This window comes from Streptomyces gilvosporeus, assembly GCF_002082195.1.
Lineage (GTDB): Bacteria > Actinomycetota > Actinomycetes > Streptomycetales > Streptomycetaceae > Streptomyces > Streptomyces gilvosporeus.
Window position 1 is genome coordinate 8164762 of the sequence record NZ_CP020569.1, and the last position, 20848, is coordinate 8185609.

Annotated in this window: 19 protein-coding genes and 2 pseudogenes; 10 read left to right on the plus strand and 11 right to left on the minus strand. The window is 71.0% G+C overall.

The features are described from left to right. Window positions 1–76: 76 nt before the first annotated feature. The 5 genes from B1H19_RS36080 to B1H19_RS36100 form a co-directional block, all read right to left on the minus strand. On the minus strand, window positions 77–1144 hold the full coding sequence (locus B1H19_RS36080; protein WP_083109071.1) for an acyl-CoA dehydrogenase family protein: 1068 nt from the start codon (window positions 1142–1144) through the stop codon (window positions 77–79). Continuing rightward, complete coding sequence (locus B1H19_RS36085) at window positions 1144–2313, minus strand: acyl-CoA dehydrogenase family protein (RefSeq protein ID WP_083109072.1); 1170 nt, start codon at window positions 2311–2313, stop codon at window positions 1144–1146. The genes B1H19_RS36080 and B1H19_RS36085 overlap by 1 nt, the downstream gene beginning before the upstream one ends. A gap of 54 nt (window positions 2314–2367) precedes the next feature. Beyond that, window positions 2368–3561: a CaiB/BaiF CoA transferase family protein gene (locus tag B1H19_RS36090; protein WP_083109073.1), complete on the minus strand. Its 1194-nt coding sequence runs from the start codon at window positions 3559–3561 to the stop codon at window positions 2368–2370. Between the two features lie 105 nt (window positions 3562–3666). Next, a complete protein-coding gene (locus B1H19_RS36095; protein ID WP_083109074.1) occupies window positions 3667–5112 on the minus strand; it encodes a CoA transferase in 1446 nt (481 codons plus the stop codon). Window positions 5113–5181: 69 nt separating this feature from the next. Beyond that, window positions 5182–5919 (minus strand): helix-turn-helix domain-containing protein, encoded by a 738-nt coding sequence (locus tag B1H19_RS36100; RefSeq protein ID WP_083109075.1) that lies wholly within the window; start codon window positions 5917–5919, stop codon window positions 5182–5184. A 424-nt stretch (window positions 5920–6343) separates the two neighbouring features. Here B1H19_RS36100 and B1H19_RS40665 point away from each other — a divergent pair. Together B1H19_RS40665 and B1H19_RS36105 are read left to right on the plus strand one after the other, a co-directional pair. Further along, window positions 6344–6448, plus strand: a pseudogene (locus tag B1H19_RS40665) (transposase); the annotation flags it as partial. Window positions 6449–7724: 1276 nt separating this feature from the next. Continuing rightward, the gene (locus tag B1H19_RS36105) at window positions 7725–8051 is read left to right on the plus strand and encodes a TfoX/Sxy family protein (protein ID WP_083109076.1); all 327 of its coding nucleotides are present in this window, start codon (window positions 7725–7727) and stop codon (window positions 8049–8051) included. A gap of 88 nt (window positions 8052–8139) precedes the next feature. Here the strand turns inward: B1H19_RS36105 and B1H19_RS36110 are convergent, their stop codons facing one another. Continuing rightward, complete coding sequence (locus B1H19_RS36110) at window positions 8140–9159, minus strand: helix-turn-helix transcriptional regulator (protein WP_083109077.1); 1020 nt, start codon at window positions 9157–9159, stop codon at window positions 8140–8142. Window positions 9160–9274: 115 nt separating this feature from the next. On the opposite strand from B1H19_RS36110, the gene B1H19_RS36115 reads away from it, so the two are divergent. From B1H19_RS36115 to B1H19_RS36135, 5 genes and pseudogenes are all read left to right on the plus strand, one after another. Beyond that, window positions 9275–10057, plus strand: a complete 783-nt coding sequence (locus tag B1H19_RS36115; protein WP_107426275.1) for a VOC family protein — start codon at window positions 9275–9277, stop codon at window positions 10055–10057. 238 nt (window positions 10058–10295) lie between these two features. Then, on the plus strand, window positions 10296–11243 hold the full coding sequence (locus tag B1H19_RS36120; RefSeq protein ID WP_083109079.1) for an SDR family oxidoreductase: 948 nt from the start codon (window positions 10296–10298) through the stop codon (window positions 11241–11243). Window positions 11244–11443: 200 nt separating this feature from the next. After that, a complete protein-coding gene (locus B1H19_RS36125) occupies window positions 11444–11833 on the plus strand; it encodes an MmcQ/YjbR family DNA-binding protein (protein WP_083109080.1) in 390 nt (129 codons plus the stop codon). Between the two features lie 19 nt (window positions 11834–11852). Continuing rightward, window positions 11853–12035, plus strand: a pseudogene (locus tag B1H19_RS36130) (VOC family protein); the annotation flags it as partial. 154 nt (window positions 12036–12189) lie between these two features. Continuing rightward, window positions 12190–12597, plus strand: a complete 408-nt coding sequence (locus tag B1H19_RS36135; protein WP_083109081.1) for a VOC family protein — start codon at window positions 12190–12192, stop codon at window positions 12595–12597. 358 nt (window positions 12598–12955) lie between these two features. Here the strand turns inward: B1H19_RS36135 and B1H19_RS36140 are convergent, their stop codons facing one another. Beyond that, window positions 12956–13213, minus strand: a complete 258-nt coding sequence (locus B1H19_RS36140) for an RNaseH domain-containing protein (protein WP_418361496.1) — start codon at window positions 13211–13213, stop codon at window positions 12956–12958. Between the two features lie 39 nt (window positions 13214–13252). Between B1H19_RS36140 and B1H19_RS36145 the strand changes: the two genes are divergently transcribed. After that, the gene (locus B1H19_RS36145) at window positions 13253–13972 is read left to right on the plus strand and encodes a helix-turn-helix domain-containing protein (protein WP_083110090.1); all 720 of its coding nucleotides are present in this window, start codon (window positions 13253–13255) and stop codon (window positions 13970–13972) included. Between the two features lie 96 nt (window positions 13973–14068). After that, the gene (locus tag B1H19_RS36150) at window positions 14069–14623 is read left to right on the plus strand and encodes a dihydrofolate reductase family protein (RefSeq protein ID WP_083109083.1); all 555 of its coding nucleotides are present in this window, start codon (window positions 14069–14071) and stop codon (window positions 14621–14623) included. 455 nt (window positions 14624–15078) lie between these two features. On the opposite strand, the gene exaC is transcribed toward B1H19_RS36150, so the two are convergent. The 4 genes from exaC to B1H19_RS36170 form a co-directional block, all read right to left on the minus strand. Then, entirely contained in the window at window positions 15079–16602 is a 1524-nt protein-coding gene (exaC, locus tag B1H19_RS36155; protein ID WP_083109084.1) for an acetaldehyde dehydrogenase ExaC, read from the minus strand. A 144-nt stretch (window positions 16603–16746) separates the two neighbouring features. Further along, window positions 16747–18051 (minus strand): helix-turn-helix domain-containing protein, encoded by a 1305-nt coding sequence (locus B1H19_RS36160; protein ID WP_083109085.1) that lies wholly within the window; start codon window positions 18049–18051, stop codon window positions 16747–16749. A gap of 88 nt (window positions 18052–18139) precedes the next feature. After that, window positions 18140–19156 carry a DUF6114 domain-containing protein gene (locus B1H19_RS36165; RefSeq protein ID WP_203237288.1) on the minus strand — a complete coding sequence of 339 codons (1017 nt, stop codon included), beginning with the start codon at window positions 19154–19156 and terminating at the stop codon, window positions 18140–18142. Continuing rightward, complete coding sequence (locus B1H19_RS36170; protein WP_237289954.1) at window positions 19147–19656, minus strand: DUF6230 family protein; 510 nt, start codon at window positions 19654–19656, stop codon at window positions 19147–19149. The genes B1H19_RS36165 and B1H19_RS36170 overlap by 10 nt, the downstream gene beginning before the upstream one ends. Window positions 19657–19990: 334 nt before the next feature. Here B1H19_RS36170 and B1H19_RS36175 point away from each other — a divergent pair, with 334 nt between their 5' ends. Then, entirely contained in the window at window positions 19991–20647 is a 657-nt protein-coding gene (locus tag B1H19_RS36175; RefSeq protein ID WP_083109086.1) for a TetR/AcrR family transcriptional regulator, read from the plus strand. Window positions 20648–20848 lie beyond the last annotated feature (201 nt).

The window sequence follows — 20848 nt, forward strand, 5'->3', positions numbered from 1 at the left end:
CTCCAAGCCAGGGCAGCTGAGGCCGTCGACCGGGTTGAGCCGGTCGGCGGCGGTGGGGAGGGTGCGGGGGCGAGGGTCAGGGCTTGGTGGTGAGCGCGGGCCAGAGGGTGGCCGCAGTGACGGAGCGGGCCAAGCGGAGCGCCCAGTCGGTTTCGTCGCCGTCCTCGTCGCGCCAGGACCACAGCCGGGTCGTGGCGAGGTGGAGTGGGTTGAGCTGGGTGATGCCGATGGCGCCGTGGAGTTGGTGGGCGATGCGGGCGATCTCGGCGGCCGAGGCGGACGCCTGGGTCTTGGCGGCGGCGACGGCGAAGTGCGCGGCCGGGCCGCCGGTGTCCAGCGGGGTGGCAGCGGCCTGGACGGCGGCGCGGACCAGGGCGGCCTCCTCGATCAGTCGCGCCTCCTCTTGCTTGACCGCCTGGAAGTGGCTGAGCGGTCGGCCGAACTGCACGCGGGCGGTGGTGTGGGCGACGGTCAGTTCGACGCAGCGTTCGGCGGCTCCGGCCATGAGGGCGGCCCGGCCCAGGGCCGCGCGGTGTTCGGCCTCCTCCAGCAGTTCCCGGGGGATCCGGCGGACCCGCGAGGCGGGGATCTCAAGAGGGGCGAGGTGCAGGTCGTCGCGGGGTTCCCCGGCGAGGTTGGCGCCGGGGGTGAGAGCGGCCCGGTCCGGGTCGAGGGTGAACAGGACGGGGCCAGAAGGGGCGGTGGCCAGGACGACCACGGCGCCGGCGGCCCGGGCCCAGGGGACACGGTGCAGGGTCCCGGTGATCAGCAGGGTGTCGTCGTCGCCCAGGCAGCCGGCTGAGCCGACGGGAGAAGCGGCGGGGTGGGCGTAGCGGATGGTGAGCTCGGGGGCGATGGCGTAGCTGAGTGGCCCGTCCGGGACGGGGAGGCCGGCGCGGCGCAGCAACGGGCGGGCGACCAGGGCGGTCTCGGTGAACGGGGCCGGGACTGCCCGGCGCCCTGCCTCCTGGGCGGCGAAGAGGAGTTCGGCGGTTGAGGCGTCCGGGGAGGGGAGGGGCACCGCGTCCGGGGCGGTGGTGTTGGTCACGACGGCGATGGCTTCGGAGCCGGTGAAGAAGGCGGCGGTGTCGTAGGCATCGGCGGAGATGACGGGGGTGTCCGTGTCGATCGTGTGGGTGTTCATCAGCGTTGCTCCAGACCACGAGTGATGATGCCGCGAAGGATTTCGTTGGTGCCGCCGCGCAGGGTGTAGCCAGGGCTGTGCAGCAGGGCGAAGGCGAGCAGTTCGGCGTGACTGCCGGGAGTGGCGTGCGGGTCTGCCCGGGTCGGCAGGATGCTGCGGACGGTGTCGACCAGCGTGCCCTCCAGGCGGGTGCCGAGGTCCTTGACCAGGGCGGCCTGGGTGTCGGGCGAGGCGCCGGCGTTCAGGGCCGCGGCCACGCCGAGAGACAGTCGGCGAACACTGTGCAGACGGGCCGTCAGGAGGCCGACCTGGGTGAGCTGTCCGGCCGTGACGGAGCGATGTTCGAGTTCGCTGAGCAGGGAGACGAGCAGGGGGAAGGTGGAGAGGTAGCGTTCCGGGCCGCTGCGTTCGAAGGCGAGTTCCCCGGTGACCTGCTTCCAGCCGTCGCCCCGCCGTCCGAGCAGCATGCCATCCGGGACATCGACGCCGTCCAGGTGGAAGGCGTTGAAGCGGTGCTCGCCGCTCATCAGCCGGATCGGCTCGATCCGCACACCGGGGGCGCGCAGGTCGACGATGAACTGGCTGAGCCCGGTGTGCTTGTCCTCGGCCTCGTCGGTGCGGGCCAGCACGATGGCGTAGTCGTTGACATGGGCGCCACCGGTCCACATCTTGGTGCCGGTCAACCGCCAGCCGTCAGAGGTACGTTCGGCGCGGGTGTGCACCGAAGCGAGGTCGGACCCGCTGCTCTTCTCGCTCATGCCGATGGAGAAGAAGCACTGCCCGGCGGCGATCCGGGGCAGGAAGAAGCGGCGCTGCTCCTCGGTGCCGTGCTGGAGGACGGACGGGCCGGCCTGCCGGTCGGAGACCCAGTGCGCGCTGACCGGAGCGCCGGCGGCGAGCAGTTCCTCGATCACCACATAGCGTTCCAGGAAGCCGCGGCCCGCGCCGCCGTACTCGGTGGGCAGGGCCATGCCGACCCAGCCGCGTTCGGCGAGGCGGCGGCTGAAGCCGGGGTCCCAGCCGGCCAGCCAGGAGTCGGGGCGGCCGAGCGCGGTGCCGCGGGCACGCTCCTCGTCGAGAAAGGCGCGGACCTCGGTGCGCAGCCGGCGGGCTGATTCGGGTAGGGCGGCGTCGGGGATTGCGATCGGTGAAAGCGTCGAAGGGCACATGGTTCGTTCACTCCCGGGACGGGTGACTGGCGATGGTTTCGGCATGGAATCCCGTCAGTTCACGGGGTGCAGCAGGGAAGAGTCGAAGCCGGCTTCGCGGAGGACTTCGTCGGTGTGCTGGCCGATGGTCGGGCAGGGCCTCAGCTCCGGCTCCGGGTCGGCCGAGTAGCGGACCGGGCGGCCGATGACCCGGTAGGGGCCCTCGGTGGGGTGCTCGGCCTCGTGGAGCAGGCCGCCTTCTTGGGCGTAGACAGTGGTGGCGGCGGACTCCAGGTCGAGCACCGGGGCGGCGGCGATGCCCGACCGGTCACAGAACTTCTGCCATTCCGCGGTTGTATGACGGCGCATCAACTCTGCCAGCAACGGATAGAACTGGTCGGCGTTGCGGGCCCGGTCGGGTCCGGTGGTGAACCGTGGGTCGTCGGCCAGGTCGGGGCGGCCGACGAAGGCGGTGAAGTCCCGCCAGTTGCGGTCGCTGTGCGGCAGGATGCACATCCAGCCGTCGGCGGTGCGCTGGGCCCGGCGCTCCGGGCTGAGCGAGCGCGCCGAGCCGAACTCGCCGTCGGGCTCCAGGGTGGCCGCGCCCAGGTGTTCGACCAGGTTGAAGGTGAGCATGGTGTCGGCCATCGGGACCTCGATGTGCTGGCCGGTGCCGCCGTGCTCCCGGTAGTGGAGCGCGGCCAGTACTGACTGGGCGATCTGCATGCCGCAGATCTTGTCGGCGAGGACGGTGGGGACGTAGTGCGGTTGGCCGGAGACCTTGTGGTTGAGCCAGACCAGGCCGCTGGCCGCCTGGATGATGTCGTCGTAGGCGGCGTGGGTGCCGTAGCGGCTGTCGCTGCGGAAACCCTGGGCGTTGGCGTAGATCAGGCCGGGGTTGACGGCCGCGACGTCGTCGTAGCCGAGGCGGAGCTTCTCCAGGGCCTGCGGGCGCAGGTTGGTGATGAAGACGTCGGCGGTACGGAGCAGGGTGAGCAGGGCGTCGCGGCCGTGCGGGGCCTTGAGGTCGATGACGGCGCTGCGCTTGTTGCGGTTCAGGTTGAGGGCCGTGCCGCCCATGCCGGGGTTGCGCCGCGGCGGGTAGTGGCGCGTCATGTCACCGGCGGGCGGCTCGACCTTGATCACGTCCGCACCCAGGTCGCCGAGTTGCTGGGCGGCGTACGGGGCCATGATCACGCTGGCCAGTTCTATGACGCGCACTCCGGTGAGGAGTCCGCGGGCGGACGGGCCGCTCGGCTTCTCGGACATCTTCCGGTGCCTCCTGGGGTATCGGGTGGGGTGGGCGAACGGTGGTGCGGTACGGGCGGCGGCGGGCACGTGGTGCTGTGCCGGGGTAGCTCAATGACCAATGACCTAACGCCACTGGAGTTCGGCGGACCCGAGCGGGGAACGACGGCCGGGCTGGGGGACCGTGCGCCCGCTGTACGTGAACGGTGTCGCCGGTTCGGTGAGCGGGCCGAAGTCGGTCCCGGTGGTCGACAGTGCGGCGAGCGGCGCGCGCCCGGGTCGGGGCAGGCCGAGTACGTTCTCCCGTGCCAGCAGCCCGAGTTCCTGTACCCAGTGGCACACCCCGGCCAGGGTCACGCGGATCCGCCATGAGCCGCCCTCCGTCGCACGTCGGCGCAGGACCGTTGTGACAGCGGCGGCCCCGAGGTAGGCGGCGAGGTAGTCGTTGAGCAGGTACGTCGGCGGCAGCGACGGCCGGTCCGTCCACTCGTCGACGGCGAATCCGGTTGCCGAGCAGGCGAGTTGGTCGAATCCGCCGCGCTCGCCCCAGGGGCCGTCGGCGCCCCAGGCGTGGTATTCGAGGGTGATGAGTCCGGGGCGGCGCCGGACGAGTTCCTCGGTCGACGCCCCGTGCCGGGCGAGTCCCCGGTAGGCGTGCACGAAAACGTCCGCGTCCTGGAGCGCGTCGTGGAAGGCCGCACGGTCGTTGTCGTCGCGCAGGTCGCAGTAGGCGTTGCGCTTGCCGCCGCCGGTCATCGCGATCATCGGGATCGGGTCGGGGCGGTCGGGACGCGTCAGGTGCAGCACGTCGGCGCCGAACTGGGCGAGGAGTCGCGTCGATACGGGACCCGCGATGACATGGGTGAGATCCAGCACCCGTACGCCCGCGAGTGCCTCATCGGCCTCGGCGATCGACTCCAGAGACCGGACCGGTCCGTCACCGATGCGTTCGATCTCGACGACCGGGCGCTGCGCGACGTACCGTCCCGCGGGGTGCGCGAGCCACTCGTCCCGGCTGCGGACCACGCAGGCGACGCCGCCCCGCGCGCAGATGGCCTCCTCCAGCGTGAAGGCGTCCCAGCCGGCCGCGGCCTGCGCGATCCCCACCTTGTCGGGCCCGCAGCTCAGTACGGTGTGGACCGCGTCCCGCAGGTGCGGATAGGTGGTGATGATGAAGATCCACCGGCCGTCGCGCGTCCGGTAGAAGTCGTTGTTGCCGAGCAGCGTCGGATCGTCGAGCGAGACACCGATCGGGCGTCCCGAGAGCGTCGTGTGATGCGTCGCCATGAGCTGGTCGATCGCGGCTCCGGCTCGCACTTCCACCTTCTGGTGCCGGTGACCTCGCTGTTCACCGAGGGTCGCCGTCTGCCGTCCGAAGACACCGATGGCGGCGGACATGGCGTCGGCGAGGCGGTGCACCGAGGGCACCAGGGGGTCGGTCCCGACGACGGTGATGTCCTCGGCTCCCCAGGCCGGATCGGGGTCGCCGAGGGTGTGCAGCAGCTGGGAGACGATCTCTCCGGTGGTTGTCAGCCGCGTTGGTTCGGTCGTGGTCAGCGCGTTGGAGGTCATGCCGGGATGCTCCTTCCCGGCACTGTGCGAGCGCCCGGATTCACGGATATCCGTGAATCGGTGCGGACGTCAGGTCTGCGTCTCCTGGAGGTGCGCGAGGAGACGGGCCGCCGCCCGGTCCAGGAACAGCCGCTCCGAGCGGCCGCGACGCCGGTGCATCAGAACGAGGGCTCCCGTGACGACGGGGCCCTCGGTGACGGGGATCGCGAGTGCGCTGACCTCGGGGTCGGCGAGACCCTCGCTGCGGCTGATGCGCGACGCGCGGATCGCGGGAAGAGCGGATCGGAACTCGGTGACCGCCTCGGGATCGTGGCGGGCGAGCTCGTCGAGCAGATCATGACGCTCCGCCTCGTCGGTAAAGGCCAGCAGCAGACGGCCGGCGGCGGTGCGCAGAAGCGGCCGGGCGACGTGTCCGTCGGCGAGCGGCACGAGGCGGGGAATCTCGTCCTCGCCGCCGCGTGCGAGGTGAACGGCGTCGAGTCCCACCCGTATCGTGAGCAGCACCGGGGTATCCGCGACGCGGCTCAGTTCGTCGAGCTCGGCCTGACTGATCCGCGGGACGACCCGGCCGGCGATGAGGTTGAGGACGTGCGGGGCGGGCCCGAGCCGGAAGCGCCGGTGCTGCTCCAGCAGAAACCCTGTCGCGACAAGGCCGTTGACCAGATCCTGAACCGAACTCGCCGGCGCCCCGACCGCCCGCGCCAGCTCGGCCACGGTCGCCCCGCCCGGCGCCCGTGCGGCGGCCTCCAGGATCCACGCGACCCGGTCCACGGTACGGTGACGCTGCCGTCGGCCGTGCTCGCCCATCCCGCCCCACCCTGTCTTTCATGCGCATCGCCGACCGCTCGCGCCGGCATGGCCCGTCGATCCTTTCCTGCGCCACCCCGACGGGCAAGTCGGCCCCGGCCCCCGTAGATGTCACCAGCCCGGCAGCGTCGGTGCGTCCGGCACGCAGGGCGGCAACGGCAGCTGGGACGCCAACCCCAACAGGCGCGCCGCCGCCGGACAGCCCGGCCTGCCCGGCACGGGCGGCGACGGCGGCAAGGTCGGCACGGGCGGCGACGGCGGCAAAGGCAGCACCGCACGCCTGCCCGAGAACGGGGGCCGCGACGGCGATCAGGGCCACGTCGGTGCCCACGGCCAGACCGGCGGGGACGGCTACGTCGCGATCCTCTGGGACAAGCCGACCAACGCCTGACACGGGAGCACCACGGGCAGCCGGCGGGCCAACCACACGGAACAGGGCAGCATGATCCGCCGCTACATCATCTGGCGAAACAAGCACGCCGCTGACGAACGCCTACGCACCGTCATCGACAGGGCGAACCTTGCCTGATGCAGCACTAGGTCGCAGAGATCCGTCGGCTTCCTCGGCGGCCGGAGCCACTGCCGGTCCCGGTAGCACCGCCCGTGGCTCCGTCGGCCGCCGCTCGTCGGCTGGATCCGCGGACAACTTTGCCGGAGGCTGCGCCGGTCGCAGCACCGGCCGCGGATCGGCGGGCGGAACTCCGGGCGCCCGCTCCGACGGCGCCGCCCGTGGCCCCGCGGGATCCCGCCCGGCGGGCAGAACCGCGCCGGCCGGTTGCGGAGGTGCCGCCAGAGGCTGTCGCCCGGCGGTCCGAGCCCCGGCTCTCCGCCCTGGTGGCAGCGTCTGTCGCCGCTTTGGCCCCGCCGTCGTTTCGGCGTCGGGGGCCGGATCGCTTGCCGGGTTTGGTACCGGCCTTCGGGTCCGGGCGGGACGCCGTCGGTGTCGCCGGCTGGGGGACCTCGATGGTGACGGCCACGCCGGAAGGCTCGCGGGCGCCGGTGATGGCAGCCAGTTCGCCCGCGAGTCACACCGCGTAGGCGAAGACGACCGCCCCGTTCGGGGGGCTCTGTGCCGTCGGACTTCCACACCCGCCCGGCAGAGTTCGCGATCGTTCGCGCCCTGTCGCCCCAGCTCCCAGGAGCCGAACCAACTGCCTCCGATCACGGCGCGATGACCACCACCCGCGTCGCTCCGGGGGGGGGAAAAGCCACGTCACCGCGCACCGTGCCTGGGGCTGGTACCGGGAAGGCGCCGAACCCTCCCGTTATCCCTGACAGGTGACGGGCTGCGACGCCCCCTAAAGGCCACGGGATAAAGCTCACCGCCAGGAAGTGGTCCAGCGCCGCCCGCTCGACGCCTTGAAGGTCAGCCCGGGACGGCGGGCGATGTCAGCACGGCCTCTCCCAACAGGTTTGGGGTCGGCTCGGTCGTGGGGCTCGCAGAAGGGCCCCCGCGCCTGTCGGCGGTCACTCTCCCCCTGCACATCAACTCGCTCTACGAGAAGAGGTGTACGCATTTACCGCGAGGGGCCTTGACCACCCGTCACTCTCCGCTACATGTCCGTCTGTCGCAGCAATGCTCGGTATCGGATCCACCGAGTACTCCGAGACGCAGCAATACCAGATCTCCACTCGCTGACAGTGCGGGCGTGGCCCCGAAGGCAGACCACGTTGCGGTGGCCCCCGAGCTCGGCGGGCCTTTGCAATGTGCTGGGCGGACACGGCAGACCGGGAAGGGTGCGCGGCTTGGGCCGGGCTGGGGTGGTGCGGGGGCGCACGGTGGGGTGCCTGGGTAGCGTGAGGTTATGGCTTACGACGAGGTGTTGGCTGAGCGGGTTCGGGAGCAGTTGGAGGCTACCGAGCCGGTCACGGCGAAGAAGATGTTCGGCGGGCTGGTCTTCATGGCGCAGGGCAACACGGTGGCCGGTGTGGTCGGCGACGAGCTGTTCGTGCGGGTCGCGCCGGAAGACACCGTGGAGGCCCTGACCCGGCCCGGTGCACGGCCGTTCGAGGTCAAGGGCCGGGTGTCGAAGGGCTGGCTGCTGGTGGCGGGAGAGGTCCTCGACGACGACGTCCTGGACGACTGGCTGCACCTGGGCTGGGAGGCCGCCGCCGAACTACCGCCCAAGTGAGCCGGGCGTCCGCCTGCCGTGACGAACCGCGCCCGGTGCACGGTAGTGAAGCGAGCTGCGGAGTGGGCGGCGACGGGTATGCGTGCCGTCAGCGGTCCGTGGTGCCGTCGGTGCTGTGCTGGTCCGCCCCGTCGAGGGGCTGGGCGAGGGCGCGGGCGGCGCGCAGCAGCAGCTGTCCCAGCTCCTCCAGATGCGGGGCGAGTTCGGCGGGGCCGTGCACGGTGCTGCCGGGGTCCAGGCGGAGGAGCTGGGCGGCGAGGTGGCGGGGGTCGTCAGCGGTGAGGTCGAGGGTGCTGGTGTGCTCGTCGACGGAGCGGACGCGGTCGGGGAGGGTCCCGGGGCGAGCGCGCAGCGTCTCGGCGTCGAGGGGCACGGTGGCCGTCAGGGCGTAGCGGGCGGGGGCGGCGGCGATGCGTGCGGCTAGGAAGGCCGCCGTGTTGGCGGCGGGCAGGGGCCGTGGGGTGACGCGGCGGCCGGTGGGGGCCGGGTCGGTGAGGCGGTCGACGCGGAAGATGCGCCAGTCGGCGCGGTCGGTGTCGTAGGCGACGAGGTACCAGCGGTCGCCGGCGACCACCAGGCCGTGCGGTTCGGCGCGGCGCCGTCCCACGGCGGCGTCACTCTTGGATGCGTAGGTGAAGGTGACGACCTCATGGTCGCGGCAGGCCGCGGCCAGGGTCGCCAGCACGGAGGGGTCGGCCTGCGGGCCGGCGGCCCAGGGCACGGAGACGGTGGCGGTGTGCAGTGCCGCGACGTGGTGGCGCAGGCGGGCGGGCAGGACCTGCTCCAGCTTGGCCAGGGCGCGCACCGCGCTCTCCTCGATACCGCGCACGCCGCTGGTGGCGGTGCGCAGGGCGACCGCGACGGCGACGGCTTCCTCGTCGTCGAGCAGGAGCGGCGGGAGGTTGGTTCCGGCGGCCAGGCGGTAGCCGCCGGCCTTTCCGGTGGTGCCGTGGACGGGGTAGCCGAGGTCGCGGAGGCGGTGGATGTCGCGGCGAATGGTGCGCAGGGTGACACCGAGGCGTTCCGCGAGCTCGGCGCCGGTCCATTCGCGGCGCATCTGCAGCAGGGACAGCAGGCGCAGCATCCGGGCGGGCAGGTCCTGGGTCATGTCTTTCAGCCTGCCAGGCAATGGTGACGCGAGGTGTCCTAAAGGGCTCCTACGGTGGTTGTTCAAGCCGGGAGAGACCCCTCTGCTTCTCCCGATCCTCCGAAAGGAAAGCGCCATGGAACTGTCCTGCCTCGACATGATCTCCGGGTTCGAGATCGACACCGCCGATGCCAAGGGCGTGAAGGACTTCTACGGCCCGCTGATGGGCTGGACCTTCGCCACCGAACCCGGCTCCGGCGCCGACGGTTCCACCTGTATCCGGATCACCGCCCCGGGCGCGGCCGCCCCGATGGGCCTCGTCCGGCAGCACGCAGCCGGCGGCAGGGAAGCCACCAGCCTGCGCGTCTTCTCCGGTGACGTGGCAGCCGATGCGGCACGGCTGGAGAAGCTGGGCGCCGCCGTGGTCGCCCCGGCCGCCCCGGATGGCGACCGGAGCGTCCGCGCCCGTGTGACCGATCCGCGCGGCAATGTCCTCACGCTCGTCTCCCGCACCGGTGCCCAGGAGGCGGAGCAGGGGGCGGGCCGGCCTCAGCCGGGCGCGTTCGCCAGCTTCGAGATCGGCACCACCGACGCCGAGGCGACGCGGGCCTTCTACGCCCAGGCGTTCGGCTGGCGCTTCGAGCCGGACCCGGGCTCGGTGAGCGCGCCATACTACAGCATCTTCACCGGCCCGGTCCCCACCGGCGGCATGTACGACTACAGCGCGGTTGCGGACGGCGCGGAGTTCGCCATGCCCACGTTCCTGGCCACGGACGTGCCCACCAATGTCTCCAGGGCCGTCTCGCTCGGCGGAGCGGTGGAGTACGGCCCCGAAGCCACCACCTACGGCCTGGTCTTCGCCCGCCTGACCGACCCGCACGGCAACCGTTTCGGCCTCTTCACCATGCCGCAGGGCTGAGCTGACCAACGGGGCCCCTGCCGGGGCCGGTGGGCCGTGGGGGGCCGGATTCGGCGGTTGCTCTGTTCCGATCGCGGCAATGTCCGGCCGGCATCGACGTCGGTGACGTTGAGCGAGCCCCGGCAGGCGGGGGCACTTGGGTGAATGTCGGCGTGCGCGGCAAGCAGGACAGAAAGTGCCCTATATCCGCCTCATACTCCCATCCACGACTATCGATGCAAAGTAAGGACCCAATGCCGTGAATGCGCGGAAGAGTCAGAGTGCGGGTGGAGAGAAGGAGCTGGCCGGAAAGGTGGCGCTGGTCGCGGGGGCGACTCGCGGCGGGGGTCGCGCGATGGCCGTCGAGCTCGGCCGGGCCGGGGCCACCGTCTATGTGACCGGCCGCACCGCCCGTGGCGCGATCAGCGAGACGGGCCGGCCGGCGGAGACCATCGAGCAGACCGCCGAGCTGGTCACTGCCGCCGGCGGCGAAGGCATCGCCGCGGTGGTCGATCATCTCCAGGCGGACCAGGTGCAGGCGCTGGCCGAGCGGATCGATCGGGAACAAGGGCGGCTGGACATCCTCGTCAACGCCGTCTGGGGCGGGGAGCACCTCGTCGAGCGCGGCAAGAAGATGTGGGAATGCGACCTGGACAAGGGCCGGCGCATGCTCCAGCTCGGCATCGAGACCTACTACGTCACCAGCCACTACGCCCTGCCCCTGCTGATCCGGCGGCCCGGCGGACTGGTCGTGGAACTCACCGACGGGACCGAGGAGTTCAACCACGGCCACTACCGTGCCCCCTTCGCCTTCGACCTCGCCAAGTTCGCCCCCTTCCGGATGACGTGGGCGCTGGCCGAAGAGGTGAAGGAGTACGGCTGCACGGCACTCGGTCTTGCTCCGGGTTGGATGCGCACCGAGGCGATGCTCGACGCGTTCGGCATCACCGAGGAGAACTGGCGCGACGGCTGCAAGGTGGACCCCACGTTCGCGATCTCAGAGACCCCCGTCTTCACCGCCCGGGCCGTGACCGCACTCGCTGCCGACCCGGGCGTGGCGCGCTACAACGGCGGCTCCCTGTCCGTCGGCACGCTGGCCAAGGAGTACGGCTTCACTGACGCCGACGGCTCGGCCCCCGACTCCGTCCGCTACTTCCAAGACTTCATGCGGACCGGACAGGCACCGAACGCCGACGACTACCGCTGAACGCGGCGCCAGGGAACCCGATGCAGTCACGACGCGCTCCTACACGCCACCGCCCGGATTTCCGGCGCTGCATCTCACAGTGTGCCGCCCCGGCGCGTCACCGCCGCCACGACGCCGCGCGGGCCGGCCCCACGGCATGGCAGCGCCTGCCACCCGCCATAAGCCGGCCCCAGCCACCGGCCCGTACGAAGGACGTAACCATGCCCCCCGAAGAAGTCGCGGCGCTCGCCCTGGCGTTGCCGGAGGTGACGGAGGAGGAACCGTACGGCCCCAAAAGGCCCGTCTACAAAGTCGGCGGCAGCATCTTCGCCATGCTCGCGGCAGCGACAAAAGCACACCCCGAGCAGGTGACCGTCAAGTGCGAACCCCACCTCGCCCTGCACCTGTGCCAACAACACACGGCGGTACGCCCGTGGTACCAAGGGCGCCGGTGGCACTGGATCACCGTGCACCTGGACGAAGGCACCGTGCCCGCCGAAGAGCTCACCGAGATGCTCCACCACGCCTGGGAATGCGTGGTGACCGACCTGCCCCCCGCCACCCGCGAACGGCTGCACAACCTCCGCCACGGACAGCAGCGACGTCCCTGAGCCGCCAACGTGTGGGAAGAAGAGCTGGCCCCAGGACGAACTCGCCTTCCACATGGACATCACGTCAGACGACGTCGAGGCGGCGCAGAAGCGGCTCCTGGAACTGGGCGCCACCAAGCCCGCCCACCAGCCGGGCGGGGACCACTGGACCGTCCTGCTCGACCCCTCCGGCCAGCCCTTCTGCATCAGCAGCGCCCGCTGACACAGCCGCTCACAGCGGCTGCTCTCACCGGGACGGCGGCCCCCGGAGTGCACAGCAGCGCGGACCGGCGGAGAAAGGAACCCCGGAGTGCCAGGCGTATGCCGGCCCCCGTGCTCGCACCCCGGCGAAGGCCGCACCTGACCATGGAGGACCCATGCCGTTCGCTCCCTGCCTCAGCGTCAAGGACACCGCCGCCAGCATCGCGTTCTACAAGAAGCTCGGCTTCGACGTCGATTCCAGCACCGCCAGCCCAGGGGACGACATTCACATGCTGACCTACCAGGGCGGATTCTGCGGGATGCTCTACAGCAACGCCGACCTGAAGAAGTGGCTGCCTGTCCTGGCGGACACTCCCATCGGGTTCGCCGGCATGTTCTACCTTGCCGTGAACGACTTCGAGGCCGCCCACGACCACATCGCCGACCACGCCGAGATCATCAAGGACACCGACACCGACCACACCGGCCAGCGCATGTTCTACTTCCGCGACCCCGACGGCTACGTCATCGGCATCAACGACCAGGCCGCCCTCCAGGCCAGCGACCTCGGCAAATACGCCTGAACCAGGGGAAAACCCGGCCTGCTCACCGACCACGTTGCGGCGTAAACCGGGCCCGGCTCTGAGTGGACCGAGCGAAAGGCGCCTGACGGGCAAAAGCCCAGGAGGTGAAGTCGGGCCTGCTCACCGCCCGGCCCGCCGCAGCCGGCTCTCGCAGTCGTCACGTATTCCGACTGTGATACGCCAGAATCCTCGGCTACTTCCTGAAGCCAACGTTGCGTGTCGTTAGGGTGCCAGGATTCCATGTCGGCGGGGAGCTCCAGTGAGTGGCGGTGGCCGATGAGGGGACATGCAGCCGCAGAGCTTATCGGCCGTGGCGGACGGCTCTGGTTCCGCGCAGAGGGCGGGCCGGACGGAGTGGTCATGGGATGTATTCCTCCATGAGTTTCGCCAGGTGCAGGATCAGAGGGAGGCGGTTGGCTTTATCCGTGTGGATGTAGTGGGCGAGGTCAGCCGGATCGTCGTCGGGCTGGTGGAAGGAGATGTGGATCTCCAGGGAGGTGGGGTTCTGCCCTTGCTTCGTGTCGGCCCAGGCATTGGTCGCGCTGAATTCCGCCGAAACGCGCCGATCCTCCCCGCGCATCTCGCACGCGCTCTGGCCGTCCGGACGACGTGACACACTGGCGGATCAGGCAGCGGTGAACGGGGGGTGATCCGGTTGGGTCTGGAGATCGAGAGCAGGCCGTCGGAGCTGCCGTACATCGAGCGGGTATGGCGCAGCCGCAGCGACGAAGTGGGCCGGATGACGTCGATCGCGACATCGCACTGGGAGCTCGTCTTCTGGGAGCACCACGGTCAGGTCCAGGCGGCCGTACTGGGCCCAGAACCCAAGGCATGCCTGGCCCCCGTCCCCATGAACGCCACGTTCTTCGGCATCAGCTTTGCCCTCGGCACCTCGATGCCGCACATACCGATCAGCCGGCTCGTGGGCAGTAGCGCGGAGATACCCGACGTGACGCGGCGCTCCGTCTGGCTGAAGGGGTCCGCTTGGCACCCGCCCGATTACGACAACGCGGAGGCGTTCGTACGGCGCATGGTGCGTGAGGGCATTGTGGACTGCGACCCGATCGTGCCCGCTGTGCTCGACGGTGCTACTCCCGATGTCTCCGAACGCACCCTCCAGCGCCGCTTTGTCGCGGCGACGGGCCTCACCCGGGGCGCCATCCGGCAGATCCACCGCGCCCGTGAGGCGGCGGTACTGATCCAGGAGGGTGCGTCGGCCCAGGACGTCGTGCACCGGCTGGGCTACTTCGACCAGCCGCATCTGGCGCGGTCCTTGACCCGGTACATCGGCCGGACCGCCACTCGGCTGAGCTCTCCGGACAGGGCGGAGCCCCTGTCGCTTCTGTACAAGACCTCGGCCTCGATGCCCGCATAGATTTCCTGGTGTAGCCGACGGGGTCGGCTCGCCCCGGTCACAGGACCGTCCCGGCCGGGACCGGGCAGACGACCCCGAACTCATCACGGAGGAATCATGCGCAAGGTCGTTTCGGGTCTGTTCGTCTCGCTCGACGGTGTCGCTCAGTCGCCGAACGAGTGGCAGTTCGCATTCGACGAGGAGATGGGCGCGGCGCTGGGGAAGACGCTGGAGACGGCCGACACGATTCTGCTGGGCCGGGTGACCTTCACCGAGTGGGCCGGGTACTGGCCGACGGTGACCAGCGGCGAGGACGCCGGTTTCGCCAAGTGGATCAACGATTCGCCCAAGTACGTCGTCTCCTCCACGCTTGACAGTGTCGAGGACTGGGCGAACAGCACGCTCATCAACGGCGATCTGGCGGCCGCGATCGAGGAGCTCAAGGCCGGCGAGGGCAAGGACATCACCGTCGCGGGCAGCCCGACGCTGGTGCGTTCGCTGCTGGAGCAGGACCTGCTGGACGAACTGGTACTGCTGATCCACCCGGTAGTGGCTGGCGAGGGCCGCAAGAAGCTGTTCGACGACGACGCCGCCCTGAAGAAGTTGGAGTTGGTGAGCGCCCAGCCGACCAGCAGCGGAGTGATCATCGCGACCTACCGTCCGACGCGCTGAGCGCTGCTCGGCGCGGGCTTGATACAGGGTTGCACCGGTCGTGCACCACACTCCCGCGCAGCTGAAGTACCTGGCCGCATTCATAGAGAAGGTCAGCAATGAGCGGTTCGACGCCGAGTCAACCAAGGCGGTCAAGGGCACCGGCATCGAATGAGCTGCGGCTTTTCGGGCGCGGGCCGCACCTGGGCGCCAAGTGCCCAGCTGCGAGGCAACTTTGGAGGAGCTGACGGTCCCCCTCCTGGGCGTTCTCGGAGAGGACGGATGGATCGGCTTCGCCGTCGCCGCCGAAGCCGATCATGCCTAGCTGGTCCGTCACTTGGTCCGCGACTGGTCCGGAAGATCAGTTCGAGGGGCGGTGATAGTGGGATGAATGGGGCAATCGGGTGTCTGTGTGACGCGATGGAAATGAAGGCGCCTGTTGGTGATCCCCCAGCTCAGAGCCCACCTCAAGCGGCCTAGAAGAATCCAAGTTTCTTGGGCGAATAGCTACAAAAGATGTTCTTCGTCTGCTGATAGTGGTCCAGCATCATCTTGTGGTTCTCCCGCCCGATGCCGGACTGCTTGTAGCCGCCGAACGCCGCATGCGCGGGATAGGCGTGGTAGCAGTTGGTCCACACCCGGCCGGCCTGGATGGCGCGGCCGGCGCGGTAGGCGGTGGAGCCGTCGCGGGTCCAGACGCCGGCGCCCAGTCCGTAGAGGGTGTCGTTGGCGATGTCGATCGCGTCGTCGAAGTCGGAGAAGGGGGCGACCGCCACCACGGGGCCGAAGATCTCCTCCTGGAAGACCCGCATGTCGTTGTTGCCCTCGAAGATCGTCGGACGGACGTAGTAGCCGCCCTCCAGCTCCCCGCCCAACTCGGCGCGGGAGCCGCCGGTCAGGACGCGGGCGCCTTCCTTCTGGCCGATGTCCAGGTAGGAGAGGATCTTCTCCAGTTGGTCGTTGGACGCCTGGGCGCCGATCATGGTGTCGGTGTCCAGCGGATGCCCCTGGACGATCTTTTCCGTACGGGCCACGCCCGCGGCCAGGAAGTCCGCGTAGTGGCCCCGCTGGATCAGCGCCCGGGACGGGCAGGTGCAGACCTCGCCCTGGTTGAGGGCGAACATGGTGAAGCCCTCGACGGCCTTGTCCTGGAAGTCGTCCATCAGGGCGGAGACGTCGTCGAAGAAGATGTTGGGGCTCTTGCCGCCGAGTTCGAGGGTCACCGGCCGCAGATGCTCGGAGGCGTACTGCATGATCAGGCGCCCGGTGGTGGTCTCACCGGTGAAGGCGACCTTGGCCACCCGGGGGCTGGAGGCGAGCGGTTTGCCCGCCTCCGTGCCGAAGCCGTTGACGATGTTGACCACGCCCGGCGGCAGCAGATCCGCGATCAGGCTCATCAGGAAGTGCACCGAGGCGGGGGTCTGTTCGGCCGGTTTGAGGACCACGGCATTGCCCGCGGCCAGGGCGGGGGCGAGCTTCCAGGCGGCCATCAGGAGGGGGAAGTTCCAGGGGATGATCTGGGCGACCACGCCCAGCGGCTCGTGGAAGTGGTACGCGACGGTGTCCTCGTCGATCTCCGAGAGGGTGCCCTCCTGGGCGCGTAGGGCGCCCGCGAAGTAGCGGAAGTGGTCGACGGCCAGGGGGATGTCGGCCGCCAGCGCCTCCCGCACGGGCTTGCCGTTCTCCCAGCTCTCGGCGACCGCCAGCGCCTCCAGGTTGGCCTCCATCCGGTCGGCGATCTTGTTCAGGACGCCGGCCCGCTCGGCGGCGGGGGTACGGGCCCAGCCGGGCGCGGCGGCGTGCGCGGCGTCCAGGGCGCGCTCGACGTCCTCGGCGGTGCCGCGTGCCACCTCGCAGAACGTCTGACCGTTGACCGGGGTGGGATTGTCGAAGTACCGGCCCAGTGCCGGCGCCACGAACGCGCCGCCGATCCAGTGGTCGTAGCGGCTCTGGTAGCTCATGACGGCATCGGTGGAACCCGGGCTGGCGTAACGGGCCATGGGCGGCCTCCCAATCGCTCTCGACGCGGTGCCCGCCGCTCCCGTGCGACGGGCGTTGCGCGCAGGGTAGGGCGGCGCAGGTTGCGCGAACGTTGCGTGGGGGAGGGGCCGGGGGCCCGCGAAACCGGTGGGTCGGGGGATGCCTCAGAGACCCGGCGGTCTGCGGGGATCGTGGGCCGACGAGTGGGCCGAGGACGAGCCGGTCAGCCCGTATGCCGTCCGCAGACGCCCGGCCGTGGCGCGCGGGACCTCGCGCGCCGGGGAGTGCGGCGGCAGGGTGTCCTCCAGGGCCTCCCAGACCTCCAGGTCGTGCTCGCCCCAGGGGGTCCCCGCCCAGCGGCGCAACAGCGCGGGGTCGCGGGCGGTCAGCAGGGCGCGCCGGAGCCGGTCCTCCAGGGCGGTGCGCAGCCGGCGTATCCCGGGGGCCTCCGAGAGCGGCAGCAGCGGGCCGGGGTAGGCATCCAGGGCGGCCGTGAGGCGACCGGCGGCCAACTCCGTCTCGGCCGCGGTGAGATCGGTGTCGGTCGGACGGGTCAGCCGGTAGGGCCGCGAGGCGAGCAGCGGGCCGGCGAGCTGCCGCAGCCGGGACAGCTCGGCGCGCAGGGTCACCGGGCTCACCTCCCGTTCGCCGTAGAGGAGGACGGCCAGTTGCTCACCGGTGAGGCCCGCGGGGTGGTGGGCGAGCAGCACCATGATCTCGCTGTGCCGGCGGCCCAGCCGCAACCGGGTGCCGTCCACGGTCAGCAGCGCCTCGTCCCGGCCCAGTGCCGCCAGAAACGACCCCGACTCCCGTGTTCCGTACGCCAGATGGGCCTCTGCGGCGCGCGCGGTGGCCCGGACCAGGGCCAGGCTGTGCGGGCCGGCCAGATGGTCGCCGCCGGTGATGTCGACGGCGCCCAGCAGCCGCCCGGTCCGCGGATCGTGCAGCGGGGCCGCCGCACAGGTCCAGCGCTGCACCTGCCGGTTGTAGTGCTCGGCCGCGAAGATCTGTACGGCATGGCCGGAGGCGAGCGCGGTGCCCGGCGCGTTGGTGCCCGCATGCCGCTCGTCCCAGCGCGCCCCGACCACGAAGTTCATCCGCTCCGCCTGCCGCCGTACCCCGGGGTGGCCCTCGACCCACAGCATCCGCCCCTGGGGATCGCAGACCGCTATCAGATGCGCACCGTCCTGGGCGATGCTGCCCAGCAGCTCGCGGAAGACGGGCATCGCCCGGGCCAGGGGGTGGGCGTCCCGGTAGGCCCGCAGCGCGGCTTCGTCCAGCTCGATGGGCGCCGCGCCGTCCGAGGCGGCCCGCGCCCGCGCCGAGCGCCGCCAGGAGTCGGCGACCACCCGGCGTACGGGCGGCAGCACCGTCCCGTCGGCCAGGAACGCCTCATGGGCCCGCCGCACCCGGCGGGTATGTGCCACCGGGTCGGCACCCGACTCCAGCGCCAGCCAAGGGTTGACCACCAGTCACCTCTTCGTCACGGATCCGGCCCCCGCACGCCGATGGTGCGCGCAGTGGGCGGGGGCCGTAAAGCCCGCCGGGGGAGCCGGATCAGGAACGCGAGCCGGCGTGCAGCCGCAGCCCGTCCGCGACGATCAGATCGGAGGTGACCAGCGCCTGCTCGGCCGTCACATCGGTCATGTAGACGAAGGGCGGCACGACCGGCGGGACGGGGAGGGTGTCGGGGGTGAAGGTGAGGCAGAGTACGCCCTCCAGACAGCCGCGGAACTTGGTGAGATAGAGGGTCACCTCGCCGCGGAGGTTCAACGTGTCGGCATCCAGGCCGAGTTGGGGACCGGTGCGGTCGCGGGTGGTGAGGCGGTAGTCGGTGAGCGAGGCCGCCGACATCTTCAGGACCATGGCCTTGACGGGACCGTTTGCCGTCGGGACTTCGGTGACCCCGGCGAGGGTGAAGCCCTTGGGGGCGAACCTCGTGGTGTGCACGGTGGGCGGGGCCGGTGGCGCCGGTACGCCGGTCGCCTCGGCCCGCTGCGCAGGGCCCCCGACGGCCGTCAGCAGTGCCACGGGGAGGCCGGCGGCGAGGATCTTGCGGCCGAGGGCACGGCGGGCCGATGCCGGTGCCGACGCCTGCGGCGGCGCCTGCGTCGTACGGTCCGCGGGCCGGGCGCCGTCCGGATCCGTCCCCTCCACCGGCTCCCCCTCCCGCACCGGCGTCCACCCGAACCCCATCGCGCTGCCCGCGATCCCCAGGCCCATGCCCACCAGAAAGCCGCCCAGATTGGTCGCGGCGAAGGAGAGCACCGACAGGATCAGCGCATTGATGCCGACGTAGTGGCGCGCGGCCGGGGCGCACCACAGGAAGATCCCCGCCACCATCAGCGCCAGCCCGATACCGATCGCCGCCAGCCCGCCGAGCCCCAGGCTCACCAGGACCGTCAGCGGTGAGAGCGGCACCAGCAGCAGCTCCGCCCCGCCGAGCAGGAGCAGCAGCCCGGCCCAGAACGGCCGGGTCCGCCGCCAGCGGCGCAGCGCCGCCCGCCGCTCGGGCCACGGCAGTACCCGCTCAAGGCGGGCGCCCCAGCGGGCACGGCGCGCGCTCAGAAACACTTCTCGCCGTCCAGGCTCACGCTCACCCGCAGTCCCTTGAGCCGGAAGTTGCCGCCGGTGGCGGACCAGGCGTGCGAGCGGACCCCGGCGACCGCGATGTCCCCGGCCTGGAGTCCGAACTTCCCCTTGGGGCCGTGCACACCCGGTACGGCGTCCAGCGAGGCGGCGTCCCGGCCGATCTGCGCGGTGCCGAAGCGGGCGTCGCCGACCAGGTCCTCGCCGTCGATGACCAGGCTGTCGGCGGACACCGGCCCGGCCCTGCCGCCCGCCGTCAGCTTGAACACCACCGTGCCGACCGGCGTTTCGACCTGCGCCGACTGGCAGATGTCGGCGAGCGACGCCTTGCCGATGCCGAGCAGCGCGACGGGATGGCCGCGGCCGTCGGTATCGCGGTCGGTGTGCACGTACGAGGACAGTCCGCTGCTGGTCAGCTTGCCCGAGGACACCTGGAAGTGGGTGCCGGAGACGGCGAAGGAGGCGGCCAGCACGCCCTGGGCCATCACCGTCGCCAGCGCTCCCACGGCGAGCACGGCGGGCACCGCCACCACGGCGGCCTTCTTCCAGGAGGTGCGTCCCTCGGGCGCGGCGGGCGCGGGGCGCGGCGTTCGGATCGTAGGGCTCACTGTGTCCTCCCCGGGGCAGTGGTCGAATGCGCGAGGAAGTGCGGGGGCGCCGCCGGCGGAGCGCGGCGGACGAGCGCGGAGGTCCTGGACGGAGAAGCGGATCCGATCCATGACGTGCTGTCATACTGCGGAAAAATCATGGAAGTTGGCGCGTCGGTCAGTTGGCGACGAGGCGACTACCGACGAGTCCGTTGGGAGACTAGGGCCGATTTTGAATAATAGTCAACAGCGCGGACAGGGCGGCTCCCCGGCCGCCCGCGGCACCGAACGCGCCCAGGCGCGGCGCGCCGAACTCATCGCCACCGGACGCGCGTTGTTCGCCGACACCTCATACGACGCGCTGTCCATGGACGACATCGCCCGCGCGGCCGGCGTGGCCAAGGGCCTGATCTACTACTACTTCACCAACAAGCGCGGCTATTACCTCGCGATCATCGAGGACGCCGTGGCCCAGCTGGTCGAGCGCGCGGGCAGCACCCACGACCTGCCGCCCGTCGAACGCGTCCAGCGCACCGTGGACGGCTATCTGCGCTACGCCCAGCACCACCAGGCCGCCTACCGCGCCATCGTCACCGGCGGCGTCGGCTCCGACGCCGAGGTGCTGGCGATCCGCGATGCCGTACGGGCCCGGCTGCTGCGCACCATCGCCCGGGGCGCCTGGGGCCGCGAGGAGATCCCACCGCTCGCCCGCATCGCCCTGACCGGCTGGCTCACCAGCGTCGAGGGCGTCACCCTCGACTGGATCGCGGCCCCGGAGATACCCCGCGAGACGGTGACCGCCCTGCTGGTGCGCGGGCTGGGCGACACCCTGCGGCTGATCGAGGAGTACGAGCCGACCTGCCCGGCGCCGTCCCGGCCGTCCTCCTGAGACGGTGTCCTCCGTGGCGGGGTGGTGTGCTGGATGCCCCGCCTTCGACGCCTTGACCGCGGGCCGGACTCGATGCCTTGGCGAGCGGTGCGGACACCGAGGCGCTTGCCGCGCAGTCATTTCCGCGGTCCGAATGCGTCAACCGCGTTCGGCGCCGCCCGGTTCCGGGGTGCTTCCTTTCCACACGTTCACGCTGTCCGG